This is a genomic window from Ureibacillus massiliensis 4400831 = CIP 108448 = CCUG 49529 (assembly GCF_000772965.1).
Taxonomy (GTDB): Bacteria; Bacillota; Bacilli; order Bacillales_A; family Planococcaceae; genus Ureibacillus; species Ureibacillus massiliensis.
In genome coordinates, this window is the sequence record NZ_JPVQ01000001.1 from 19,499 (window position 1) to 39,475 (window position 19,977).

23 protein-coding genes are annotated in these 19,977 nt (G+C 34.1%); 14 read left to right on the forward strand and 9 right to left on the reverse strand.

Features of this window, described 5'->3' with window-relative positions; translation table 11 throughout:
• Positions 1 to 62 precede the first annotated feature (62 nt).
• Positions 63 to 494 carry a MarR family winged helix-turn-helix transcriptional regulator gene (locus tag CD30_RS00100; protein ID WP_036170704.1) on the forward strand — a complete coding sequence of 144 codons (432 nt, stop codon included), beginning with the start codon at positions 63 to 65 and terminating at the stop codon, positions 492 to 494.
• Positions 487 to 1,674, forward strand: a complete 1,188-nt coding sequence (locus CD30_RS00105) for an MFS transporter (RefSeq protein ID WP_036170708.1) — start codon at positions 487 to 489, stop codon at positions 1,672 to 1,674. The genes CD30_RS00100 and CD30_RS00105 overlap by 8 nt, the downstream gene beginning before the upstream one ends.
• Positions 1,675 to 1,741: 67 nt before the next feature.
• On the opposite strand, the gene CD30_RS00110 is transcribed toward CD30_RS00105, so the two are convergent.
• Positions 1,742 to 2,338 carry a hypothetical protein gene (locus CD30_RS00110; protein WP_036170711.1) on the reverse strand — a complete coding sequence of 199 codons (597 nt, stop codon included), beginning with the start codon at positions 2,336 to 2,338 and terminating at the stop codon, positions 1,742 to 1,744.
• Positions 2,338 to 3,303, reverse strand: a complete 966-nt coding sequence (locus tag CD30_RS00115; protein WP_036170714.1) for a hypothetical protein — start codon at positions 3,301 to 3,303, stop codon at positions 2,338 to 2,340. The genes CD30_RS00110 and CD30_RS00115 overlap by 1 nt, the downstream gene beginning before the upstream one ends.
• Positions 3,304 to 3,891: 588 nt before the next feature.
• Here CD30_RS00115 and CD30_RS00120 point away from each other — a divergent pair.
• On the forward strand, positions 3,892 to 5,085 hold the full coding sequence (locus CD30_RS00120; protein ID WP_036170717.1) for an MFS transporter: 1,194 nt from the start codon (positions 3,892 to 3,894) through the stop codon (positions 5,083 to 5,085).
• A 66-nt stretch (positions 5,086 to 5,151) separates the two neighbouring features.
• Here CD30_RS00120 and CD30_RS00125 read toward each other — a convergent pair whose 3' ends face one another.
• Positions 5,152 to 6,066, reverse strand: a complete 915-nt coding sequence (locus tag CD30_RS00125; protein WP_084077557.1) for a manganese catalase — start codon at positions 6,064 to 6,066, stop codon at positions 5,152 to 5,154.
• 182 nt (positions 6,067 to 6,248) lie between these two features.
• Positions 6,249 to 7,670 carry an aminotransferase-like domain-containing protein gene (locus tag CD30_RS00130; protein WP_408056706.1) on the reverse strand — a complete coding sequence of 474 codons (1,422 nt, stop codon included), beginning with the start codon at positions 7,668 to 7,670 and terminating at the stop codon, positions 6,249 to 6,251.
• A 133-nt stretch (positions 7,671 to 7,803) separates the two neighbouring features.
• Between CD30_RS00130 and CD30_RS00135 the strand changes: the two genes are divergently transcribed.
• On the forward strand, positions 7,804 to 8,418 hold the full coding sequence (locus CD30_RS00135; protein ID WP_036170720.1) for a LysE/ArgO family amino acid transporter: 615 nt from the start codon (positions 7,804 to 7,806) through the stop codon (positions 8,416 to 8,418).
• Between the two features lie 115 nt (positions 8,419 to 8,533).
• Here the strand turns inward: CD30_RS00135 and CD30_RS00140 are convergent, their stop codons facing one another.
• The 3 genes from CD30_RS00140 to CD30_RS00150 form a co-directional block, all read right to left on the reverse strand.
• Positions 8,534 to 8,734 (reverse strand): hypothetical protein, encoded by a 201-nt coding sequence (locus tag CD30_RS00140; protein WP_036170724.1) that lies wholly within the window; start codon positions 8,732 to 8,734, stop codon positions 8,534 to 8,536.
• A 162-nt stretch (positions 8,735 to 8,896) separates the two neighbouring features.
• A complete protein-coding gene (locus tag CD30_RS00145; protein WP_036170727.1) occupies positions 8,897 to 9,088 on the reverse strand; it encodes a hypothetical protein in 192 nt (63 codons plus the stop codon).
• Between the two features lie 144 nt (positions 9,089 to 9,232).
• Positions 9,233 to 10,567: a sodium-dependent transporter gene (locus CD30_RS00150; protein ID WP_036170730.1), complete on the reverse strand. Its 1,335-nt coding sequence runs from the start codon at positions 10,565 to 10,567 to the stop codon at positions 9,233 to 9,235.
• 438 nt (positions 10,568 to 11,005) lie between these two features.
• Between CD30_RS00150 and CD30_RS00155 the strand changes: the two genes are divergently transcribed.
• Both CD30_RS00155 and epsC read left to right on the forward strand, forming a co-directional pair.
• Positions 11,006 to 11,347: a rhodanese-like domain-containing protein gene (locus CD30_RS00155; protein ID WP_036170733.1), complete on the forward strand. Its 342-nt coding sequence runs from the start codon at positions 11,006 to 11,008 to the stop codon at positions 11,345 to 11,347.
• 499 nt (positions 11,348 to 11,846) lie between these two features.
• On the forward strand, positions 11,847 to 12,749 hold the full coding sequence (gene epsC / locus CD30_RS00160; protein WP_036170738.1) for a serine O-acetyltransferase EpsC: 903 nt from the start codon (positions 11,847 to 11,849) through the stop codon (positions 12,747 to 12,749).
• A gap of 71 nt (positions 12,750 to 12,820) precedes the next feature.
• Here the strand turns inward: epsC and CD30_RS00165 are convergent, their stop codons facing one another.
• A complete protein-coding gene (locus tag CD30_RS00165) occupies positions 12,821 to 13,510 on the reverse strand; it encodes a YetF domain-containing protein (protein ID WP_036171368.1) in 690 nt (229 codons plus the stop codon).
• Between the two features lie 155 nt (positions 13,511 to 13,665).
• Complete coding sequence (locus CD30_RS00170) at positions 13,666 to 15,147, reverse strand: L-lactate permease (protein ID WP_036170741.1); 1,482 nt, start codon at positions 15,145 to 15,147, stop codon at positions 13,666 to 13,668.
• A gap of 149 nt (positions 15,148 to 15,296) precedes the next feature.
• Here CD30_RS00170 and CD30_RS00175 point away from each other — a divergent pair, with 149 nt between their 5' ends.
• The 8 genes from CD30_RS00175 to CD30_RS00210 all read left to right on the forward strand — a co-directional run bounded on the left by CD30_RS00175 (position 15,297) and on the right by CD30_RS00210 (position 19,953).
• Positions 15,297 to 15,854, forward strand: a complete 558-nt coding sequence (locus CD30_RS00175; protein WP_036170744.1) for a helix-turn-helix domain-containing protein — start codon at positions 15,297 to 15,299, stop codon at positions 15,852 to 15,854.
• A 155-nt stretch (positions 15,855 to 16,009) separates the two neighbouring features.
• On the forward strand, positions 16,010 to 16,552 hold the full coding sequence (locus tag CD30_RS00180; RefSeq protein ID WP_036170747.1) for a hypothetical protein: 543 nt from the start codon (positions 16,010 to 16,012) through the stop codon (positions 16,550 to 16,552).
• Positions 16,553 to 16,881: 329 nt separating this feature from the next.
• Complete coding sequence (locus CD30_RS00185; RefSeq protein WP_036171371.1) at positions 16,882 to 17,265, forward strand: PilZ domain-containing protein; 384 nt, start codon at positions 16,882 to 16,884, stop codon at positions 17,263 to 17,265.
• 132 nt (positions 17,266 to 17,397) lie between these two features.
• Positions 17,398 to 17,601, forward strand: coding sequence for a helix-turn-helix transcriptional regulator (locus CD30_RS00190; RefSeq protein ID WP_036170751.1), 204 nt, complete (start codon positions 17,398 to 17,400; stop codon positions 17,599 to 17,601).
• The gene (locus CD30_RS00195; RefSeq protein WP_052125985.1) at positions 17,602 to 18,282 is read left to right on the forward strand and encodes a DUF3169 family protein; all 681 of its coding nucleotides are present in this window, start codon (positions 17,602 to 17,604) and stop codon (positions 18,280 to 18,282) included. It begins immediately after the preceding gene.
• A 143-nt stretch (positions 18,283 to 18,425) separates the two neighbouring features.
• Complete coding sequence (locus CD30_RS00200) at positions 18,426 to 18,971, forward strand: NADPH-dependent FMN reductase (RefSeq protein WP_036170754.1); 546 nt, start codon at positions 18,426 to 18,428, stop codon at positions 18,969 to 18,971.
• A gap of 72 nt (positions 18,972 to 19,043) precedes the next feature.
• Positions 19,044 to 19,502 (forward strand): DUF4362 domain-containing protein, encoded by a 459-nt coding sequence (locus CD30_RS19350; RefSeq protein ID WP_052125986.1) that lies wholly within the window; start codon positions 19,044 to 19,046, stop codon positions 19,500 to 19,502.
• A 178-nt stretch (positions 19,503 to 19,680) separates the two neighbouring features.
• Entirely contained in the window at positions 19,681 to 19,953 is a 273-nt protein-coding gene (locus tag CD30_RS00210) for a hypothetical protein (protein ID WP_036170757.1), read from the forward strand.
• The last annotated feature ends 24 nt before the right edge of the window (positions 19,954 to 19,977 follow it).

The following is a 19,977-nucleotide window of genomic DNA, read 5'->3' on the forward strand; positions in this document are numbered from 1 at the left end:
AATAGTTACTTATGGTAACTATTTTTAAAAACCTATTTAAAGGCAATTAGGGAGTGCGAATGATGGAAGGATTTTTTAGGCAATATATAAGACTGTATCGCCCATTAATTACAAAACTAAATGAATTAATGAGTCCATATGAGCTGTCATATTCTTTATGGCAAGTCATTTTTTATATTAAAAATCATGGTCCTTCGACACTTGTAGATGTTTCGAATTACTACGAGGTAGAAAAACCAACTATTACGAGAAGGGTGCACCGTTTAGAAGAACTCAAGCTGGTGGAACAGATACCAGGAAAAGACCGACGAGAAAAAGTAATTCAATTAACACTGTCGGGCGAGGACATTTACCAAACCCTTAGAGCCAAAATTACGGAATTAGAAAATGGAATAATGGAAGGCATTTCATTAGAAGAGCAAACAATATGCTTCCAAACACTTCCGAGGATTCAAGAAAATTTATTGAAAAAAGAAGGGAAACCAATTGAATAAACCTAAGCTATGGACAAAGGATTTTATCATCGTATCCTCTGTCAATTTTTTATTAACATTAGTTTTTTATTTATTAATCGTCATCATTGGGGTCTATGCGGTAGATCGTTTCCAAGCTACTACAAGTCAGGCCGGTCTTGTTACAGGAATTTTTATTATTGGTACATTAATAGGACGGTTAGTTATCGGGAGTAGTATTGATAAAATTGGAAGGAAAAAAACGCTATTTATCGGGTTAATTCTATATGTAATTACAACATCGATGTATTTCATCCAAGTGGATATTAACTTTTTACTTATTACCCGTTTACTTCACGGGATTACACTGGGTGTTGCTAGTACTGCAACGGGGACGATTGTGGCACAAATTATTCCTACAACACGAAAAGGAGAAGGAATTGGCTACTACAGTATGAGTGCGACCCTTGCGACAGCCATCGGACCGTTCATTGGACTATTGATGAGTCAGCATTCAAGCGCTGAAATGATTTTCATTTTATGTCTCATATTTGGTATTTTCAGTTTAGCAACAGCATTTTTCCTATATGTTCCGAAATTAGAAGATATGCCAATAAAAGAGCCTGTTACAAAGGGTATTAAATTAGCGAATTTCATTGAACCAAAAGCCATTCCAATCGCTTTTGTAACGCTAGTGGTAGCATTTGGTTATTCTAGTGTTTTATCGTATATTAATTTTTATGCGATAGAAATCGATCAAGTGAGTGCGGCGAGCTTCTTCTTCCTTGTATATTCCATTGCTGTACTATTTTCACGTCCGTTTACCGGTAGATTACTAGATTTAAAGGGTGCCAATTATGTAATGTACCCAGCCTTTATTTTATTTGCAGTTGGGTTGTTCCTATTAAGTATAGCTAATAATGGACTTCTTCTTTTATTAGCTGGAGTGTTAATTGGTCTTGGATTTGGGAACATGCAGTCATGTACGCAGGCAATTGCTGTGAAGCTAACACCAGCACATCGTATGGGGCTTGCTACATCAACGTTTTTCATTTTCCTTGATGCTGGTCTAGGGTTTGGACCGTATATTCTTGGATTCATCATTCCATTTATGACTTATGGAAAGCTGTACGGCATTTTAAGCGTCGTGATTTTACTTTCAACAGCACTATATTTCTTTTTACATGGCAAAAAAGCGAAGCAACATATGGTCAGTGAGTAAGGAGTAGTTTGAGATTTTAAAAGGAAAAGAGTCCATTTTGAGTTTGATAGTCAAAATGGATTCTTTTTTAGTATTTTAAACTTTCATCCATCTCAAGGTCATTTATTCTTAAAACATTCACCCTGCGAACATCCAATAACAGCATAAGGAAAAGAATATGCATGACAAAGCTGATTACTAATAGCCCCATCGTGATGGATAGAATAAAATTATTAGGTAGATTCATAGCAAAAGTTGTACTTAAATAAAATAAAAATACAGCGCAAAAGTATGCGATGAACAAATTTTTTGAACGTTTGATTAATCTTACACTACCATGTGTTCGAACTACTTCCAAAATGAGCTGGAAAGTATAAAAAATTAAAAGTAAATCGATTACTACAAAGGCAATTGAGTACCAAGACCAACCAAATAATTCATATGACTGAAGAAAAGAATTTCCTCCAGTTGATGCTGGACCCAAAACGTTGGGGATTGAAAGAATGACAAGCACTAAAGAGAGATTCGTTACTCTCTTGCCAATCGTAAACTTTGAAGCAATTCGTTTAACTCCAGCATAAATCAAAAAATAACCAACTGGATCTGGTAACAAATCTATCATTATATAAAAGTCTAACCAAACGAAAAAGTATCCCCAAAAAATAGTTTGAAATGCATTTTTCATTAGTTAAATCCTCCTTGCTTCTCAGCGATTATTTCATTAATTGTTCTTTGAGTGAAGTAGGGCATATCAATAATAGGCTTTTTATGAACAAAAGTTTCGCCATTGTCAGTAGTACCTTCAATCCTGATATCAAAATAATAATAACTTCTATGTTCGGGGTTTAATCGAATAAAAAGCTTTAGTAAGTCATTTTCATTTAAATGGATTGGAAATAGGCCATCATAAACTGTAATGGCATTTTTCTCATCATCCTTCATATTTAATTTATTTTCCTTATACCAATCTCGTGAAACGGAAGGACTGAAAGCTGAATCGTCCAGTGAATTCAATATATCCTTATCAAGTCCAAGCTTCAGAAGTAAATTCCCCCCAATCTCATCTTCAAAAGGAATGGAAATCTCTTCAATTGTTAAAGATTGTAAAATCTTCATATAGGAATCATGGTAATATTGGTTGCTACCTGATCCATATCTTTCTTCCATCATAGTGGGAGGGCTAAATTTTCCATAAACAATTACCTCTCCAATATCAGCCTCAACGGTTTGCCCGTTTTTAAAGGTAACTTGAATCTCCTCAAAGCTCCAAATATCATCAGTCCCTTGTTGTATTGGAAGGTCAAAAGGATGAATTTCTAATGTAACTGATTTGAGATAGTGATGTATATACTCCTGTTCATATTGTATATATGGATCGTTTTGTGACCACCTCCACATCCCTTCGTTTGACACAGGGTACGCAGTGATGCCATCGATTACAGCATAGTTCACTTCCGCATCGGATGGATTCATTTTGTTCCCTAAATAATAAAGTTTAAATTTAAGCGTATCTTCTTCTGGTATATAAGTTTCGTAGTAATGATCGAAAAAAATAGGTTGTGCAAGCTGCTTTGATTGAAAATATATAAAGTTCCCTAACCAACTACAAATAACAATAGCTAGACCAATCCAAAAATATCGTACTTTCAAGATATTACCCCCATTTTTACCTATTATTGGGTTTTTCTTTACTATAGGATATAAGATTTAATAAGTCGATGGAAGGATAAGTTTTGAATTTAATGCAAATGAACTAATTAGATTTCATGTGCTCAGGAATGATAATTCAAGTAAAGAGTTTGGAGAGGTTATCTGCTCAAATGAAGGCTCCATTCGCTCAAAACATGGGGCTAACCGCTCAAAAAAATGCTAAGTGCCCAAAAGGATACCATATCCGCTCAAAAGTGATAATTAAGTGCCCTAGTGAATAAACTATGTGACCCAAACAAAGCTCTAAATGCCCGAAAGGTATGTCGTAGAAATAATAATCGAAATATCCGCTCAAATGAAATGCTATCCGCCCAATTAGGCTTCTACGTGACCCAATCGAATCTCCAACTGTCCTAATCCAAGGATCCGTGTAAATCCCATCAATAAATCTGATAAAACCTTGTTAAAAAAACAATAAATCCGTATAATTCGGATAAAGTTGATTGTTGTCAGAATATTTTCACATGATGATGCTTTCACAAAATCATAAAATTTCTAATAAATGAGATTAGATTAAGGGGAAACGATATGGGTGAAAAATTAGAAGGGAAAATATGGACTGGACCGTTTATCGTAGCGGTTTTGAACAATTTTTTTCTATTTGTAGTGTACTATTGTTTATTAACATTGTTACCTGTTTACGTTCTAAATGAATTAAATGGAACAGAGGGTCAAGCAGGATTAGTTATCGCTATTTTTATGTTGTCTGCAATTCTAATTAGGCCTTTTTCAGGTAGAATTATTGAAGTATTAGGAAAAAGGAAGACGCTAATTATTTCACAGCTTTTCTTTTGTATTTCCTCTGCATTATACATATTTATCGATTCTATTGAACTACTTTATGCATTGAGATTTTTTCATGGAATTTGGTTTAGTTTTGTGACAACGGCGTTAATTACCATAGTGAATGATTTTATTCCAGATAGTCGAAAGGGCGCGGGACTTGGCTATTATGCAATGTCCTCAAATCTAGCCGTCGTTTTTGGACCGTTTATTGCACTGACAACGATCCAGTGGTTTTCTTTTCAAATATTATTTATTGGTTTAGCAACAGCGGTCTTTATTGGATATGTATTTGCCTTTACGCTGAAAGTAACTGAATATCAAAAGGATACTGAAGTTGAACGCCGATTCCTTTCGTGGGGGGATCTATTTGAAAAAAAGGCGATTCCTATTGCAATTGTAGCGTGTTTAACGTCCTTTGCGTATACAAGTATTATGTCTTTCATATCTGTATATGCAGAGTCTAAAAATGTATTTGAATATGTTAGTTTATTTTTTATTGTATTTGCGATAGCCATGATTGTTGCTCGACCTTTTACAGGGAAATTATATGACACAAAAGGGCCAAGCATAGTCGTCCTTCCGTCCTTCATACTGTTTGCGATGGGGTTATTCTTATTAAGTGTGATGGATTCGGTTACAATTTTATTAATTTCCGCTGTAGTAGTAGGTGTCGGCTATGGTTCCATTGTTCCATGCTTCCAAGCACTTGCTATACAATCTGCGGAAAAACATCGGAGTGCCCATGCAACGTCAACATTTTGGACATTCTTTGATGGTGGCATTGCAATTGGTGCTTCAACACTAGGTGTAGTTTCAGCATTATGGAGCTATTCAACGATGTATCTTCTTTGTGGTGGGGTAATTGCGGTATCAATATTTATATATTGGAATTTAGTCAGTGGAAAAATAAAGCAAAGAAATGAAGTGAATATGTAAATTTAATTCCTGTTGAAGCAAAAAAGAGGGCACCAAGAAGCCCTCAAGTATTAATTGAATTTTAATTTAATGAGAATTCAAATGATGGGAATCATGACCATCGTTATAATCCTTAAAAATCGGTTGTTTATAGTTTGCTAAGTCAATTCCTGGTGCATCTTCACCTGGGATTGGCGTATTGTGAATATAAGCTGGAGCTTGATCTAGCTTTGGAACTTGTCCCGTTGCTTCTGGGTTTGCAATGTATTCAAAGTTTCCTTGACCGTCAAATGTTGGACCACTAGCCCAGCGACCTTGAGCGCTTTCTTCACCTTTCGAGAAGTTCATGAAGGAATGGGAGACATGTTGCTTTTCTAGTTCTTGTGGGAAAGTACTTGGAACAATCGGTTTTTGTTTTTGTTCTAATTCCTCAATGGCAGCCATCCATTGATTTTGGTGCATTGTGTCACGGGCGATTAAGAAAGAAAGCATATCTCTCACGCCTGGATCGGTTGTTGATTCATATAAGCGAACTACCTGTAATCTTCCTTGTGATTCAGCATTTAAGTTTGAACGGAAGTCTGCTAGAAGATTACCACTTGAAACAATATAGCGAGAATTCCAAGGATAGCCCACACTATCTGTAGGTGTTGCTCCTAATCCAGAGACGATTACATGCTGTGGATTCATTCCGCCTAGTACTGCACCGATGACCGGATCTTTTGCAGCTTCCTCTTGATCCTGAACAGGTGCTTTATCTAATAATTGGGCAATCATTGTAGCAAGCATTTCTACATGACCAATTTCTTCTGTCCCAATATCAAGTAACATATCTCGGTACTTTTCTTCACCGCGACAATTCCAGCCTTGGAACAAATATTGCATCATGACACTAATTTCGCCAAATTGCCCCCCTAAAACCTCTTGCAGCTTTTTAGCAAAAATGGGATCTGGCTTTTCTGGTTTCGCAGTATATTGCAATTCTTTGATGTGATAGAACATGCCTAGTTTCCTCCTCTATAAGTTCTTACCTACCTATTTTCAACATTAAAACCCATTTAATACATACTATCTATTCAATTAAAAATTTCTTCCAAACAACTCCAATCATCGATTCTAAATAAAAATGACTCCGATAATGAAAATCCGAAGTCATCTAATCTTTTACCGATGATCAGGTGTTGTTAATCATCACTTTCATGAAATTTTTTAATTACTTGAATTGCCAGTTCATAAATAATTAGAAGCCCTTGCTCTAACTGATCGTCAGAAGCATAGGCATAGGAAAGTCGAATATGGTAAGCGTCCTTTGGCTCGTATATATAACCAGGATTAATCAATACTTTGTGTTTCAAGCTTTTCATAAAGAATTCTGTTGTTACAATTGGATCGTTAAATTTAAGCCAAATATAAAAGCCGCCTTTAGAAGATTTCCATGAGGCAATACCAGCAAAAAATCGCTCAAGCAAATTCTCCATTAAATATGCACGTCGTTTTAATTCGTCTCTTAACTGTTCAATATGTTTCTCGTATAATCCGGAGGTTAACCAATAGTGAACGATTTCCTGTGAAATAGCGCTAGAGCCGTAATCCAGCTGCATTTTAATATCAGCCAAGCGTTTGATAACAGGGGTAGGTGCGACTACCCAGCCGATACGAAGTCCAGGACTGAGAGTTTTTGATACGCTCCCAATATAAATAACTTGTCCAGTTGTATCAAACGATTTTAATGCAGGTGTTGGTGAATCAAAGGATAATTCAAAATATACATCGTCCTCAATAATCGGTAGCTGCAAGGATTGGCACATAGCATAAAAGGATTCCTTTTCTTCTATAGTCCAAATCCCACCAGTTGGATTGTGAAGAGTTGGGATGGCGTAATATATCCCTTGACGTTTTCTGAGAAGCGGTTGAATTACTTTTTTAACTCGTTCATCCTGATGAATACTTTGCATTTGCATACCAAAAGATTGAAAAGGATGAACTGAATTTAAATAAGAAAATTCGTCCTGAAATACAATGGAACCAGTTTCAAGTAATCCGAGGGCAATTAATTGTAATGCCTGCAATCCACCAGAAACGATGCAAATATTATCAGGTGTTGTTTTAATACCGCGTTTCAATAAATAATCACAAAGGGCAATCCGTAACTTAAGACTTCCTTGTGGAGAGGAATACCCCATTGCTTTACCTTCAAATTGCAATTGCTGCAAAGAAGCATGAATTTCTTCGGTAGGTAATAATGAAGGGGAGAGCTCGCCAGTACTCAGCCTAATAACAGTGTCATTCTGTTCGAATTCATTTATTAGCTGAATGGTTTGATAATTAGGCTTATGAATACTTGATTCAATGTATCTTTGCCAATTAGGTTGTTTTTGCTTTAAGAGTATATTCCAAGAATCATTTGATACATATGTACTTGAGCCAACCTTTGAAGATAAGATTCCATCTGCTTTTAATTCATCAATTGCTTCCTGTACCGTACTTCGATTTACTTCAAATGAAAGGGCAAGTTGTCGTTGTGCCGGTAGCTTTGTTCCGATTGGCCATTGACCTGTTACTATTTGTTCCGTCATCCAATCAACAATTTGCTTTGAAAGACTGATTGGAAGTGAACGATTTGGCTTTCAATTCATCAAGAAAACCCCCTCGGAAATTGGCTGGATTTATTCCCATCCAATTGGACCTTTTTCTTTAGTTATATCACAGTTATGATATGGAAGAAAGGAGGGAGAGTAGGTGGAACCAATTCTTCATGGCATCATATTAGCATTTGGACTTATTTTACCTTTAGGTGTACAAAATGTTTTTGTCTTTTCTCAAGGAGTCACACAACCACGATTCATAAAGGCACTCCCAGCAACTATAACCGCATCAATTTGTGATACGATACTAATCTTGTTAGCGGTGTTAGGAATATCAATGATTGTTTTGCAATTCGAATGGATCCGACTCATCTTACTAGTTGGAGGGATTCTATTTTTACTGTATATGGGAAAGGTTATATGGCAGTCAGGGGCAGCAAGCTTAGAGGGAAAAGATGCATTGCCAATCAAAAAGCAAATTCTATTTGCACTTTCCGTTTCCTTATTAAATCCGCATGCATTGCTTGATATAATCGGAGTTATTGGAACAAGTGCAATCAAATACAATGGACAAGATCAGCTATTATTTATGGTAGCTTGCATCGTGGTGTCATGGATGTGGTTTTTTGGGTTAACGATTAGCGGTGCGTTTTTAAAGAAAATGCAAATTCCAAATAGGGTATTTATTTTGTTTAATAAATTATCAGCACTTTTTATATGGGGGACAGCCGTTTATTTATTGGTAGGCTTATTTTATTTCGAACATTAAAGAAATTGTAGAAGTAAGTGATAAGAAAAAGGGAAAAAGAGAAAAAGAGTAATTAAAAACATCATAAAAAAGCGCATTACTAAACTCTTTTAGGCGCAGGTGTTTAAAAAGAGAACTAATAATTACAAAGCTTTTTCGCATCCTTTTTCTTTAAACCTCTTCTATGCATCTCTTGCTTAATAAGGGCTAAAAACTTTTTACATTCAAAATAATGATTTAAATCATATAATGACTGTCTTTGTTTTTGTTTGTATAGTTTCTTTTCTTTTTTATATTTCATATAAAGATTTGCTAGTTCTTTATTCGTAAGTTTCATTTGTCTCACCTATTTTATATATTAAACAACTAGTGATAAAAATCAATAAATTAATAGTTCTGTGGAGAAATTGTCGATTTTTAGTAAAGATTTTTTTGTAATGGTAAAAAAGATTGTTCAAATAATTTTGAGTAATATATCGTTTCTCATCTGAGAAGGGTTTCAATTTTCATTAAATAACTCTCGTTCATCATATTTGACTACATCATAATCTTCAAGAATTGTACTGTAGTCATATCCTTTATCATTCATGATCTCTTCTAAATAGGATTTACATTCGTTCAGCTGGCTTTGCATGTTGTTTAGCATTAAATACATATTATACAAAGTCTTTTCTTCATTCATCATCATCACCTCAAATTCCTTCTACATATACAGAATGCCCTTTTTGCCTATTTTTATGATGGTTTGTTTAATCATACTAATAAAGGGAAAGTTAAAAATCAAATCATATTAAAAAGCCCCTATCAATATTTGATAGGGGTGCTTTCAAATTCATTAAATAATGTTTATAACATCTAAAAATACGATGATTATCACGAGTGGGATAATATAGCGTAGTAAATAGTACCAAACTTCAAAAAGTAAACTAAACTTCGATTTGTTAATTAGTTCACTCTTCAAGACATCCTTTTTCATTTTATAAGATACAAAAATAGAAATAAGGAAAGCGCCAGTTGGTAATAAAATATTACTTACTAAATAATCTGCTGCATCAAAAATACTTTTCCCGAAAATCGAGATATCTGCCATTATTCCATAGGACAATGCGGATGGAATGCCGACTAAAAAGACGAGGATTCCAATAATCCAAGCATTTCGGTTTCTCGTATTTTTCCCTTTTGTCACAACTGCAACAACAATTTCTAATAATGAAAAAGCAGAAGTAAGGGTTGCAAATAAAAACAGAATTAAGAAAATCAATAAAAATAAATTCCCAAACACCATTTGCTCAAAAACAGATGGTAAAACGATAAATAATAGGCCAGGACCAGCTGTTGGTTCATAGCCTAAAGAAAATACAGCTGGGAATATGGCAAGACCTGCGAAAAGAGAAATAAATAAATTCATGCCAACGATGGATACAGCTGGCTGGATGATGCTTTCATTTCTTTTTAAATAGGAAGCGTAAGTCACCATAACAGAAACCCCCACACTTAATAAGAAGAACGATTGTCCCAAAGCAAACAAAATACTTTCGGAATTAAGTTTTGAAAAATCGGGATTTAGGAAGAAACTTACGCCCTCCATTGCATTATCAAGCGTTAGAGAACGGAATATTAAAATGATAAATAGAACAAATAGGGTAGGCATCATAAATTTACTTGCCTTTTCAATTCCTGACTGAACACCTTTTGCTACAACAAATATTGTGATCAAAAGGAAAATAGCTTGTCCACCAACAGCAAGTAAAGAATCAGATACTGAACTATTGAAAAGCGTTTCATAATTAACGTCGCCACGACCAATTTGGCCAGTCAAACCATAAAATACATATTGTATAACCCATCCACCAATAACGCTATAAAAAGATAATAAAATAAAACAGGTCACAACCCCTAAATATCCGATGTAGTGCCATTTAGTGTTTGGTGCAATTTTTTTGTAGGCAGAAATGGCATCCTTTTGTGTACTTCTACCAATAATAAACTCCGAAAGTAACAAAGGTAACCCAATTAAAAGGGAGAACAAAACAAATAATAAAATAAATGCGCCCCCACCACTTGTTCCAGTGACATAGGGCAATTTCCAAATAGCACCAAGCCCAATAGCAGAACCAGCAGATGCTAAAATAAAGCCGATCTTTGAAGACCACTGATCTTTATGTTCCAAAAGTTAATCCTCCTCATGTTGTTAAAATTAGATGCTTGTAACTGTTAATTACAAAGAAGTATGTATAGTGAAGATGGTTGTAAAAAACAAAAGTCACAGCTAGTAAGATGTGAACTAATTGAAGTACCACCATCTAAAAGCATGTGACTTTTTAAATAAATTTTGCAATTTAACTATCTCAGTTGAGAAAAATCAAAGTTGAAATTCGTCAAAATCATTGTAGTAGCTTCCACCAACTATTAATGTTATTTCAGTAATTTATAGTCCAAAACATTTTAAGACATACTTTTTTAATATAGAAAATATTAAGAGAATTTTAGGTGTAAGTCAATGTAATACCTAAAAAATATGAATAATATAAAATAATATCACAGTATTTGGGAAGAAGTGTGAGTTTATGCAATAATAATTAATACAATATACTTGGAGGAACTTTTGATGACGATTAAAAAAATTACACCTGAAGAGTTGTATGAGAAATTCGCTACAGATGAAAAGGTAGTAGTGTTAGATGTAAGAGATGAACAAAAGTACAATGACTACCATATTGAAGATAGGAATGTAGAAAGTTTAAATATACATAAAACAAAAATTTTTAAATTAGCTGAAAATGAAGAAATAGAAATGAATACCTTACCAAAAGAAAATGAAATTATCGTAACCTGTACAACAGGTAATTCTGCAACGAAATGTGCAACCATTCTTTCAGAGCATGAATATGATGTAGTTATTTTGGAAGGTGGTATTACAGCGTGGAAGGAGTACTTGAGAACGAGATAGATTAATGGCTTGTAGGAAATTTATATCAAATATTGGTTTTTAGTGCTATTCTACACTTATCAATGTGGATTCTATTTAACTTAAAGTGTTATAATCAAAAAGTACTTTATCACCTGAATTGCAGGAAGGCAGCTTATAAATATATAAGCTGCCTATTTTTTATGTATTATTTTAGTTTTGCAAAATAATAACGATATAAAGCTTCCTTCTTAATGAGAGACTCAAAATAAAAGAGCATAGGATCTCTATTTTTAATGTACGTTTACTATTGATAAGTGTAATTATATAATGTGATTTAAAACGATCAAATTTGTATAAACAAATAATTGGTATCTCACCTATTGTTGCGATTATACTTGTCTTAAGATTAGCAGAATCCAATTACTTGATTCTAAATAATGAGATAAAAAGTAATGACAGAATTTCATAAGTTTACATAAATAAAGGATATGCGTCATATATCAAGTTTGGTACAATTTTTGATGAGGGGGAAGGAACAATGAAATTAAATGATTGGTTAAATAATGAAATACTTAATGTTGCAAAATCACTTGAAGATGTGCATAAAACGTATTTTTCTATTGATAAGTCGATAGGGTTTGAAGGGCAAGAAACGATTTATAAAATATTACAAAATTTCCGTTCTGCACTTTTCCCATGCGTGTGTGATAAACACGTTGATCCTGAAACGAGAGTCAATGTAAATATAGGAAATAAATTAAGAACTTCTGCTTTAGATTTAAGAGACTTAATAGAAAAAGTTCTGATAAATAATAATAGTATACAAGAAAAAGAGGCTAGTTCTAGTGCTGACGAGATTGTCATTGATCTGATTAATCAATTCCCGAGAATCCGTAAAGTTTTACAAACTGATATAGAAGCAGCCTATAATGGGGATCCTGCAACAACTTCAACAGAAGAAATATTATTTAGTTATCCATCAATACTAGCAATTAGCATACATAGAATTGCAAATGTACTATACAATTCTAATGTGCCAATCATTCCAAGGATTATGTCCGAATACGCCCACCAGTTAACGGGTATTGATATACACCCTGGTGCATCAATAGGGGAATACTTCTTTATTGACCATGGCACAGGTGTCGTTATTGGTGAAACTTGTACTATTGGTAAGAATGTGAAGATTTATCAAGGTGTTACGCTAGGGGCTAAAAGTTTCCCGCTTGATGAAGATGGAAATCCCATTAAAGGGATTAAACGTCATCCTGACATAGAAGATAATGTAGTAATTTATGCAGGGGCAACGATTCTTGGTGGGGATACAAAAATTGGGCACGACTCAGTCATCGGGGGTAACATTTGGCTGACTCAATCAGTACCGCCTTTCTCAAGAGTTTATCAAAGCCAACCATCACCAAAAATTAAAAACGATCAATAAATATTTAAAAGCCGGGGTGAATTGTCACCTCGGCTTTATTTTATAAATAAACACTTCTCAAGGAAAATGCGTTATGTTTCTTCCATTTTTAAACAGAAAAATCCCTCATCTTCTGACCATTCTGCGTATAAAACATCTTCAGCTTTTGAGATTTTCTTTTTCTCCAGCTGATTGAAAAGCCAGTTTTCATCAAATCCGGCTTGTTTTAAATTATCTTGATCCACAATCCCGTCACTAATTATTGTAATAGGAAGGTAGACAGCTTTTTGTTTCAATTTTAAATCATCAATAGTAGGAGATGAGTACTTCGGTTTTCTAATCACGCTAATGAGTCCATTTGGTTCTAATATTAAATATTCCACTTCACGGATCGAAAAAATATCCTTTTGTTGTCGTAACATTTGCTGTAATTGGTTAATATCCAAGTGATTTGATTTCAGTTCATCTCGATCGATATGACCTTTTCGAATTATAATTGATGGGTTACCTTCAAAAGTACTTCGAACTCCTCTAAATTTTTGAGTTAATCTTTCCACTATAAAAATCAATAAAGTCCATATGGATAATGCTATTAATATATTCCATATATATATTTCATGATCGTAAACACTGTTTCCTAATAATTCACCGAGCACGATTGCCGAAATAAAATCAAATGGTGTAAGTTGTGAAATTTGCGTTTTCCCTAAAATTTTTGTTGCAATGAGTAATGCAATGAATCCGATAACAAGCTCTAAAACCGTTTGTCCAATATTTTCAATGACCATGATCTTTCCACCTCAATTGAAAGCATTCATTGTCATAGTATAGCCAACAATAGCAATAGAAAATCTCATTATGTAAGGATAATCATAGGACTAAACAACCGAATTGAAGTTACAGAAGTATTTTCCGCTTACTTTGGAAATCAATGCAATCAGCTAATAATGATCCAACCAAGCATCATAAAGGCAACAATTAAAAGGGCGCCAGCAACAATTAATAAAATTTTTCTTAAAAGTATGTGCTCTTTCGAAGGGATCCCGCATATTGAAACACCAAGAGCAACACGAGCCGGACTTGCCATTGTGGCGTGGGAGGCACCGACATTTTGTCCGTAAGAAATAATTTCTGGAGGAATGCCGACGCGAATTGCCGTTTCCGTTTGCAATTTTATAAACATCGCATTTGAACCAGTGCTACTACTCGTCAAGAAACCTCCAATTCCACCTATAAAAGGTGAGATAAAGAAAAAGGCTGTGCCAAAAGCAGCGCCTGTCACATTAGCTAGAATGGCTGTCATTCCCGCCTCGCTCATCATTTCAGAGATTCCAATAAATGCCGTTGTAGAAATCATAAAGGGTACCCATTGAACAACCGTTTTCTTCATCGATTCAATTACGATTTGTTTTGAAATCTTAAAGAGAACGATAGTGATAATACTCGTAATCAATAGCCAAAATCCTGGAGAATAGAAGAGGGCCATTGTAAAAGAAAGAGATGGAAAACGAATAACACCAAAGGACATGAAAAAATCCTTTATGGGCGTCCATAATCTAGTAATGAAAATGAAGGCAGTTAGGATGATATAAGGGCTAATGGCTTTTATTAAAGGTAAAGCATTGCCAATATTGCTCTTATCAGTAGGTTTCTTTAAAGTGCCTTTCATTAATACAAAGCCCAATCCTGTAGTAATAAATGAACTCAATACACCGGCTAATTCCACGCTCACAAAGGCATTAAAAAAAGTGATACAAATGGAGAAGGAGAAAGAAAATAGAAGTATTTCTTTCCATTTTGTTTTTATTGCTATTTTTCCTCCAGCAATAAAAACGGCAACAACGATAATGTATATAAAAACAGGTATGCTTAATAGGGCTGAGCCTATTCCGAATGCTTGTAGTGGAACACTAATTAGCTCTGCGCCAATTACAGTACCTGTTGCAAGCGCCCCCCAAGGAACAGCTAGTAAGCTGATAAGTCCTAATAAAACTGACTTCATAGGATCAAACCCTAAAGCCATAAAAATCGGAGTAACCATCATAAACGCAATACCAAATCCACTTGTTGACTCTAGTAGTGGAGACAAACCGACTACTAATGTAAGGACTTGAAGAATTCGATCATTCGTGGCATGTGAAATAGACGTTGCAATCGATTGGATTGCTCCGATATTGTTCATCAAATGGAATAAAAAAATGCCAAAAAACAGGATATAGGCTGCAATGAATGAAATAAGCACACCTTTTAAAGAAGAAAGCATAATTTGATCAGCTGTTAAGTGAAAATTGGGAACGAGCCAAGTAATTATCATTGTAAATAAAAAGGAAAAAACCCCTGCTCGTAAGGTGGTTTGCTTCAGAAAAAATAAAAATATAATAACTGCTAAGAGAGGCAGTAATGCTATGAAAAAGTACATCAATTTCTCCTCATTCCCCTTGTATAATTTGAGACTAATTGATAAACTATTTAAAAATTTACTATAATGGATTATTTTCCACTATAAGAGTAATGAATATTTAAGTCAAGGGAATTTTTTACTTAAGTAGAATTTGAGGTGCACAAGCGATGGAATTTGGTGAAAATATAAAAAAAGAAAGAAAGAGGCAGGGGCTTACATTAGAAGAATTGGCCGTGCGATCAAGTGTTAGTAAATCGATGCTATCAATGATTGAAAGAGGAGAAAAAAATCCTACAATTCAAGTTGCATCACAAATTGCAGAGGGTCTAGGAGTTACCATATCGTACCTTTTAGGTGAAAATCAGAAAAGAGAAGTTGTAGTAATTCGATCTGGTAAGCAGCTAGTTTATAAAGATGAAACGACAGGGATCGAACGTCATTTATTATCCCCATCCTTTCCTACAAAAGGAATTGAGTTTATTTTAAATGTAATACCACCTATGCAAGAAACGGGGGTTTTTCCAGCGCATAAAAGTGGTGTAAAAGAGTATATATATGTTTCCGATGGAAGGATTAAAATCGAATTAGGTCATGAGCCTGAAAGCTATGATTTAGAAGCGGGGGATTCCATTTATTTTGAAGCGGACGTCACTCACCGATTTATTAACCCATCTAATCAGGAATGTCGTTATTATTTAGTAATTGATTCAAGCCAGTTAACATGAAGTGATTGGTGGAAATGAGTCATTTAAAACAGTGTCAAAAAAATCGTTCCATTCGAAATTAAATCATTGATAATGGTAAGATAGACGATAAAGAATCGCTAATGTATCCAATGAATTGTATTGAAATTAAGCTATCTAGCAAAAGGAGGGCACTATTGAGAAACCATAATAAAATGATCTACATTTCAGTCTCCATCATTCTTGTCTTGATTATTGCTATTTATTATTTCAACAGGCCTAGACAATTGTATGGAAATGATGAAGAATCTATCATCCAAATTATCAATTCAATAGAAGGGTACGAAGATAAAGAGATTGAAATTATTGATAGTATAGATTTTGAAAATGATCGAATAGTTGGGTTCCTATCAGATAATAGCCCTGGCTATATTCAATTTATAAAAAATGAATCTGGCGATTACAGATGGCAGCATATCGAAGTAAATCAAGATGGACCTCTCGGTATTTTTCTTCCAAATTTAACAAGCTCCCAGCCTCATCAATTTATGTTTGTTGCAAATAGTTTCAACGATATTGCGAAAGTACAGATTACAGTAAATGGAGGAGTGGTAGAACAAACGCTTACCCCTTTTGTCGCTTCTGTTGTTTGGAAACCATTACCTGAAACGACAAACGGTGAATACAGATATGATGATTATCAGTATTTTGATGCAGATGGAAATATAATAAATAGATAATAATTCGAGCTAAATAAAAACAATAAAGCTTTTGGAGGGCTATGAAATACGTAAGCTGATTACCGTACCCCTACATAAATAAATAGTAATTTTGAATCGTATATCTATTAGGGTATACGATTTTTTTGAACATCCATTATAACGGGTTTCACAAAAGAGTATATAGGAAAACTATCCTAATCAAAATAGGAATTTTTTTATGAAAAATGAGAATGATTAGCTATAGCAAGTGAGTGAGTAAACGGGCATAATTACTGCTCAGAAGGTAATTAGTGAACCTATTAAAAATCTTCTTACTTATTTACACTCCATCGAAAGGGGCGTTTTTATTGATTTTTAAAAGAGACGAAGCATTCCGTTATACATTTGGTAGCCCACTATTAGCTAAATTTACTATTACAGAAATCAATGATAAGAAGGTAGAGTCATCGCCTGGGTTAGCGGAAATCATTGATATAAGTCCTGAAGGGTTATGTATTAGTTCGAATTTAATTATTCCTGACGAAGGTTCCAAAATAGTCTTATCCGTTCAATTTAAAATAAACGAAGCTGAAATTACATTAAATGGTGAAATTGTATGGACAAAGGAATTAGGGAGTAAAGCTGAATATGGCATCAACTTAATCGTAGATGATTTTGAGAAAGAACTTATTATTGAAGAACTAAAAACTTATGCAAAAAATAATGCGAATCAATCGAACTTGTCAAAATAGGGAAACCCCTGTTTTGGCAAGTTTTTTTTGAGGGGAATATTAGTCGTTTTGACAATTAAATATTTCAAAATGACAAATATAGTTGTCAAAATGAAATATATCGTTTACAATGTGTTTAAGAGGTGATGAAGTATGAAAAGTCGTCTGAAAGAACTTCGAGCGCGGGATGGATTAAATCAAACCCAATTGGCGAAGCTTGCAAAAGTTTCAAGACAAACAATTAGTTTAATCGAACGTGAAGAGTTTATTCCATCGTTATTAATTGCCGTTCGTATTTCACGAATATTCAATGAGCCGGTAGAGAAAGTGTTTATGTTTGAGGAGGAGGAATTATAGATGAAACGTTGGTTAATAACTTTAATAATTAGTGCAGTCATTGGTTTTGCAGTAGGTTACTTACTGAGTGTTGGATTTTCATTTGACTTCTTAAAATATTCTGATGGGATTGTCATTGGGATTTTAGTAATTGTCTTTGTATTGTTGGGAACTAGCTATGTACTAGCTAGACAAATAAAGAAACTGCATCAAACTGAATTTATAGGTGATGAAGAGGATGCAGCTGATGTGATTATTTATAAGAAATTTACCGACTATACACTCTTTGTACAAACAAGTCTAACACTATCTGTTTTAGCACTGTGTACCACGATGGTGACCACACAAAAATTAGCTTTAGCTATAGTATCTCTTGTTGGTTTAGGTTTTAGTTATATCCTTTTAGTGTTCATGAATAGTTTACTGCAGATGGTATATCCAGAACGTCCGCTACCAAAAGCAAATGATCCAAAATATGCAGAAAAATTATTAGACATGTCAGATGATGGTGAGAAGCACGTCATTCTTATTGGTCTTTACAAAACTTTTCAACTGATGGGCGTAGCGCTAGTTTTTGGCATCGTGCTTTCAACTATCTATTCAGTTTCTACAGGAAACTCTCAGCTGTTCTCGATTCTTGTAATGGGTATCATTCTAATTCTAATCAACGGAAAATACAGCCTGTCCATTCGTGAAAAATAAAATAAGAGAAGTAAGGGGTATCTCTATTTTTGAGATGCCCTTTTTAAATTTTAATTTCTATATTTAAGTCCTTAAACAATATGGAAAGACTTAAAATAAGTTAGGATTGAAGTGATTGGATATTTAAATAGGGGGGAATCGCCATGAAAATTGTTGGTATCTCAGGATCATTAGCCGGATACAAAACGTTTACATTAGTGAACAAAGTATTGCAGGCTGCAAAAGCTGTTGATTCTACGGTTGAAATTGAACTAATTGATTTAAAGGGTTATGATGTAGAGTTTGTAAAAGGAACACCATTAAGCTTTTATAATGATGATACGGTCAAAGTGGTAAATAAAATACTATCAGCGGATTGTCTCCTTATTGGAACACCTATATACCAAGCATCCATTACCGGCGCTTTAAAAAACCTATTAGATCATTTGCCTGTGGATGGATTAATGGATAAAACAGTCGGAATGATTGCCCATGGTGAGACAGATAAACACTTTCTTGTCCTAGAATATCATTTACGATCCATTCTTACGTTTTTAAAGGCTGTAGTCCCAGTTAGCAATTTATTTGTCCGTAACGATTATTTTGACGAAGAGAATGAAATACATGATATTAATTTGAATCACCGAATAAAAAAGCTAGCAGCAGAAACTATTACTATTCAAAAATTAATGAAACTAAAAGGTGAATAAGTGCTTCTTCTAGAAATCCAATGTAACACCAATTAGAACGAAACGTCTAATTTGAAAAAGGAGATTCACCTTATGAAAAAAATCTATTGTCTAGTCATGGTTATCACCTTTTTTATATTGGCAGGCTGTCAAAATGCAGAAAACACCGTAGAAAATGAAATAACATCTGACAATGAAGCTATTTTCGATTTTGTACCTTCTTCTGAAGATGTTATTAGTATGCATGATGATATTGAGAATATAGAAAGGTTTGAGACTTTTTTCAATAATGTTGAAAATGGCGAGAAGGATAAGATTAGGATTGTCAATTATACAACTGAAGGCGATCCGATATTGCAAGAAGTTGACTATGACGGAGAAAATATAAAAATAACGACTGATTCACGTAGAGACAGTTATGGACAAGGTGGTATCAGTCAAAATACCTGCCAAGAGATTGACGTAGTAGAAAAGCTAGAAAGAACCGATTACCTACTGGAAGGTTGTAAAAATCAGTTAGACAATATGCTATTAGTAATATGGAAGAATTAATCGAATCAAACAATATAAAACTAATTTTCCATATTTAATGATATGAAAAGTGAACAAAAACTAACGATTTTATCGATTCATTTAATTTCTTAGTGAATATAGGATATACTTTTAAAGTCCGAAAAATTGTCGATAAAGTAGGAACGAAACATGGCAGAAAGTTTTATTGGAGGTCTATATGAATTATAAAATTATTAACAGACAAGTATTTGAACAGGCTCAAGTTCGCTCAATAGCAGACGTGCCATTCACTGAAGAAGAATTACAAAATGGAATGAAGCTTGCTGTATCAAGAGCAGATGATACACTTGCATTATATTTAGTTGATGTAGATGGTCAGAAAAAATTTGAAGTACGTTGGGATGATTCGTCAGAGTTATTTAGCGGCTGGTTCTCTGCATGGGATAATTTCACATGGTGCTTAAATATTGTGGATGGAGAAAATAAATAATAAAACAAAAACTCTCTTAATCTA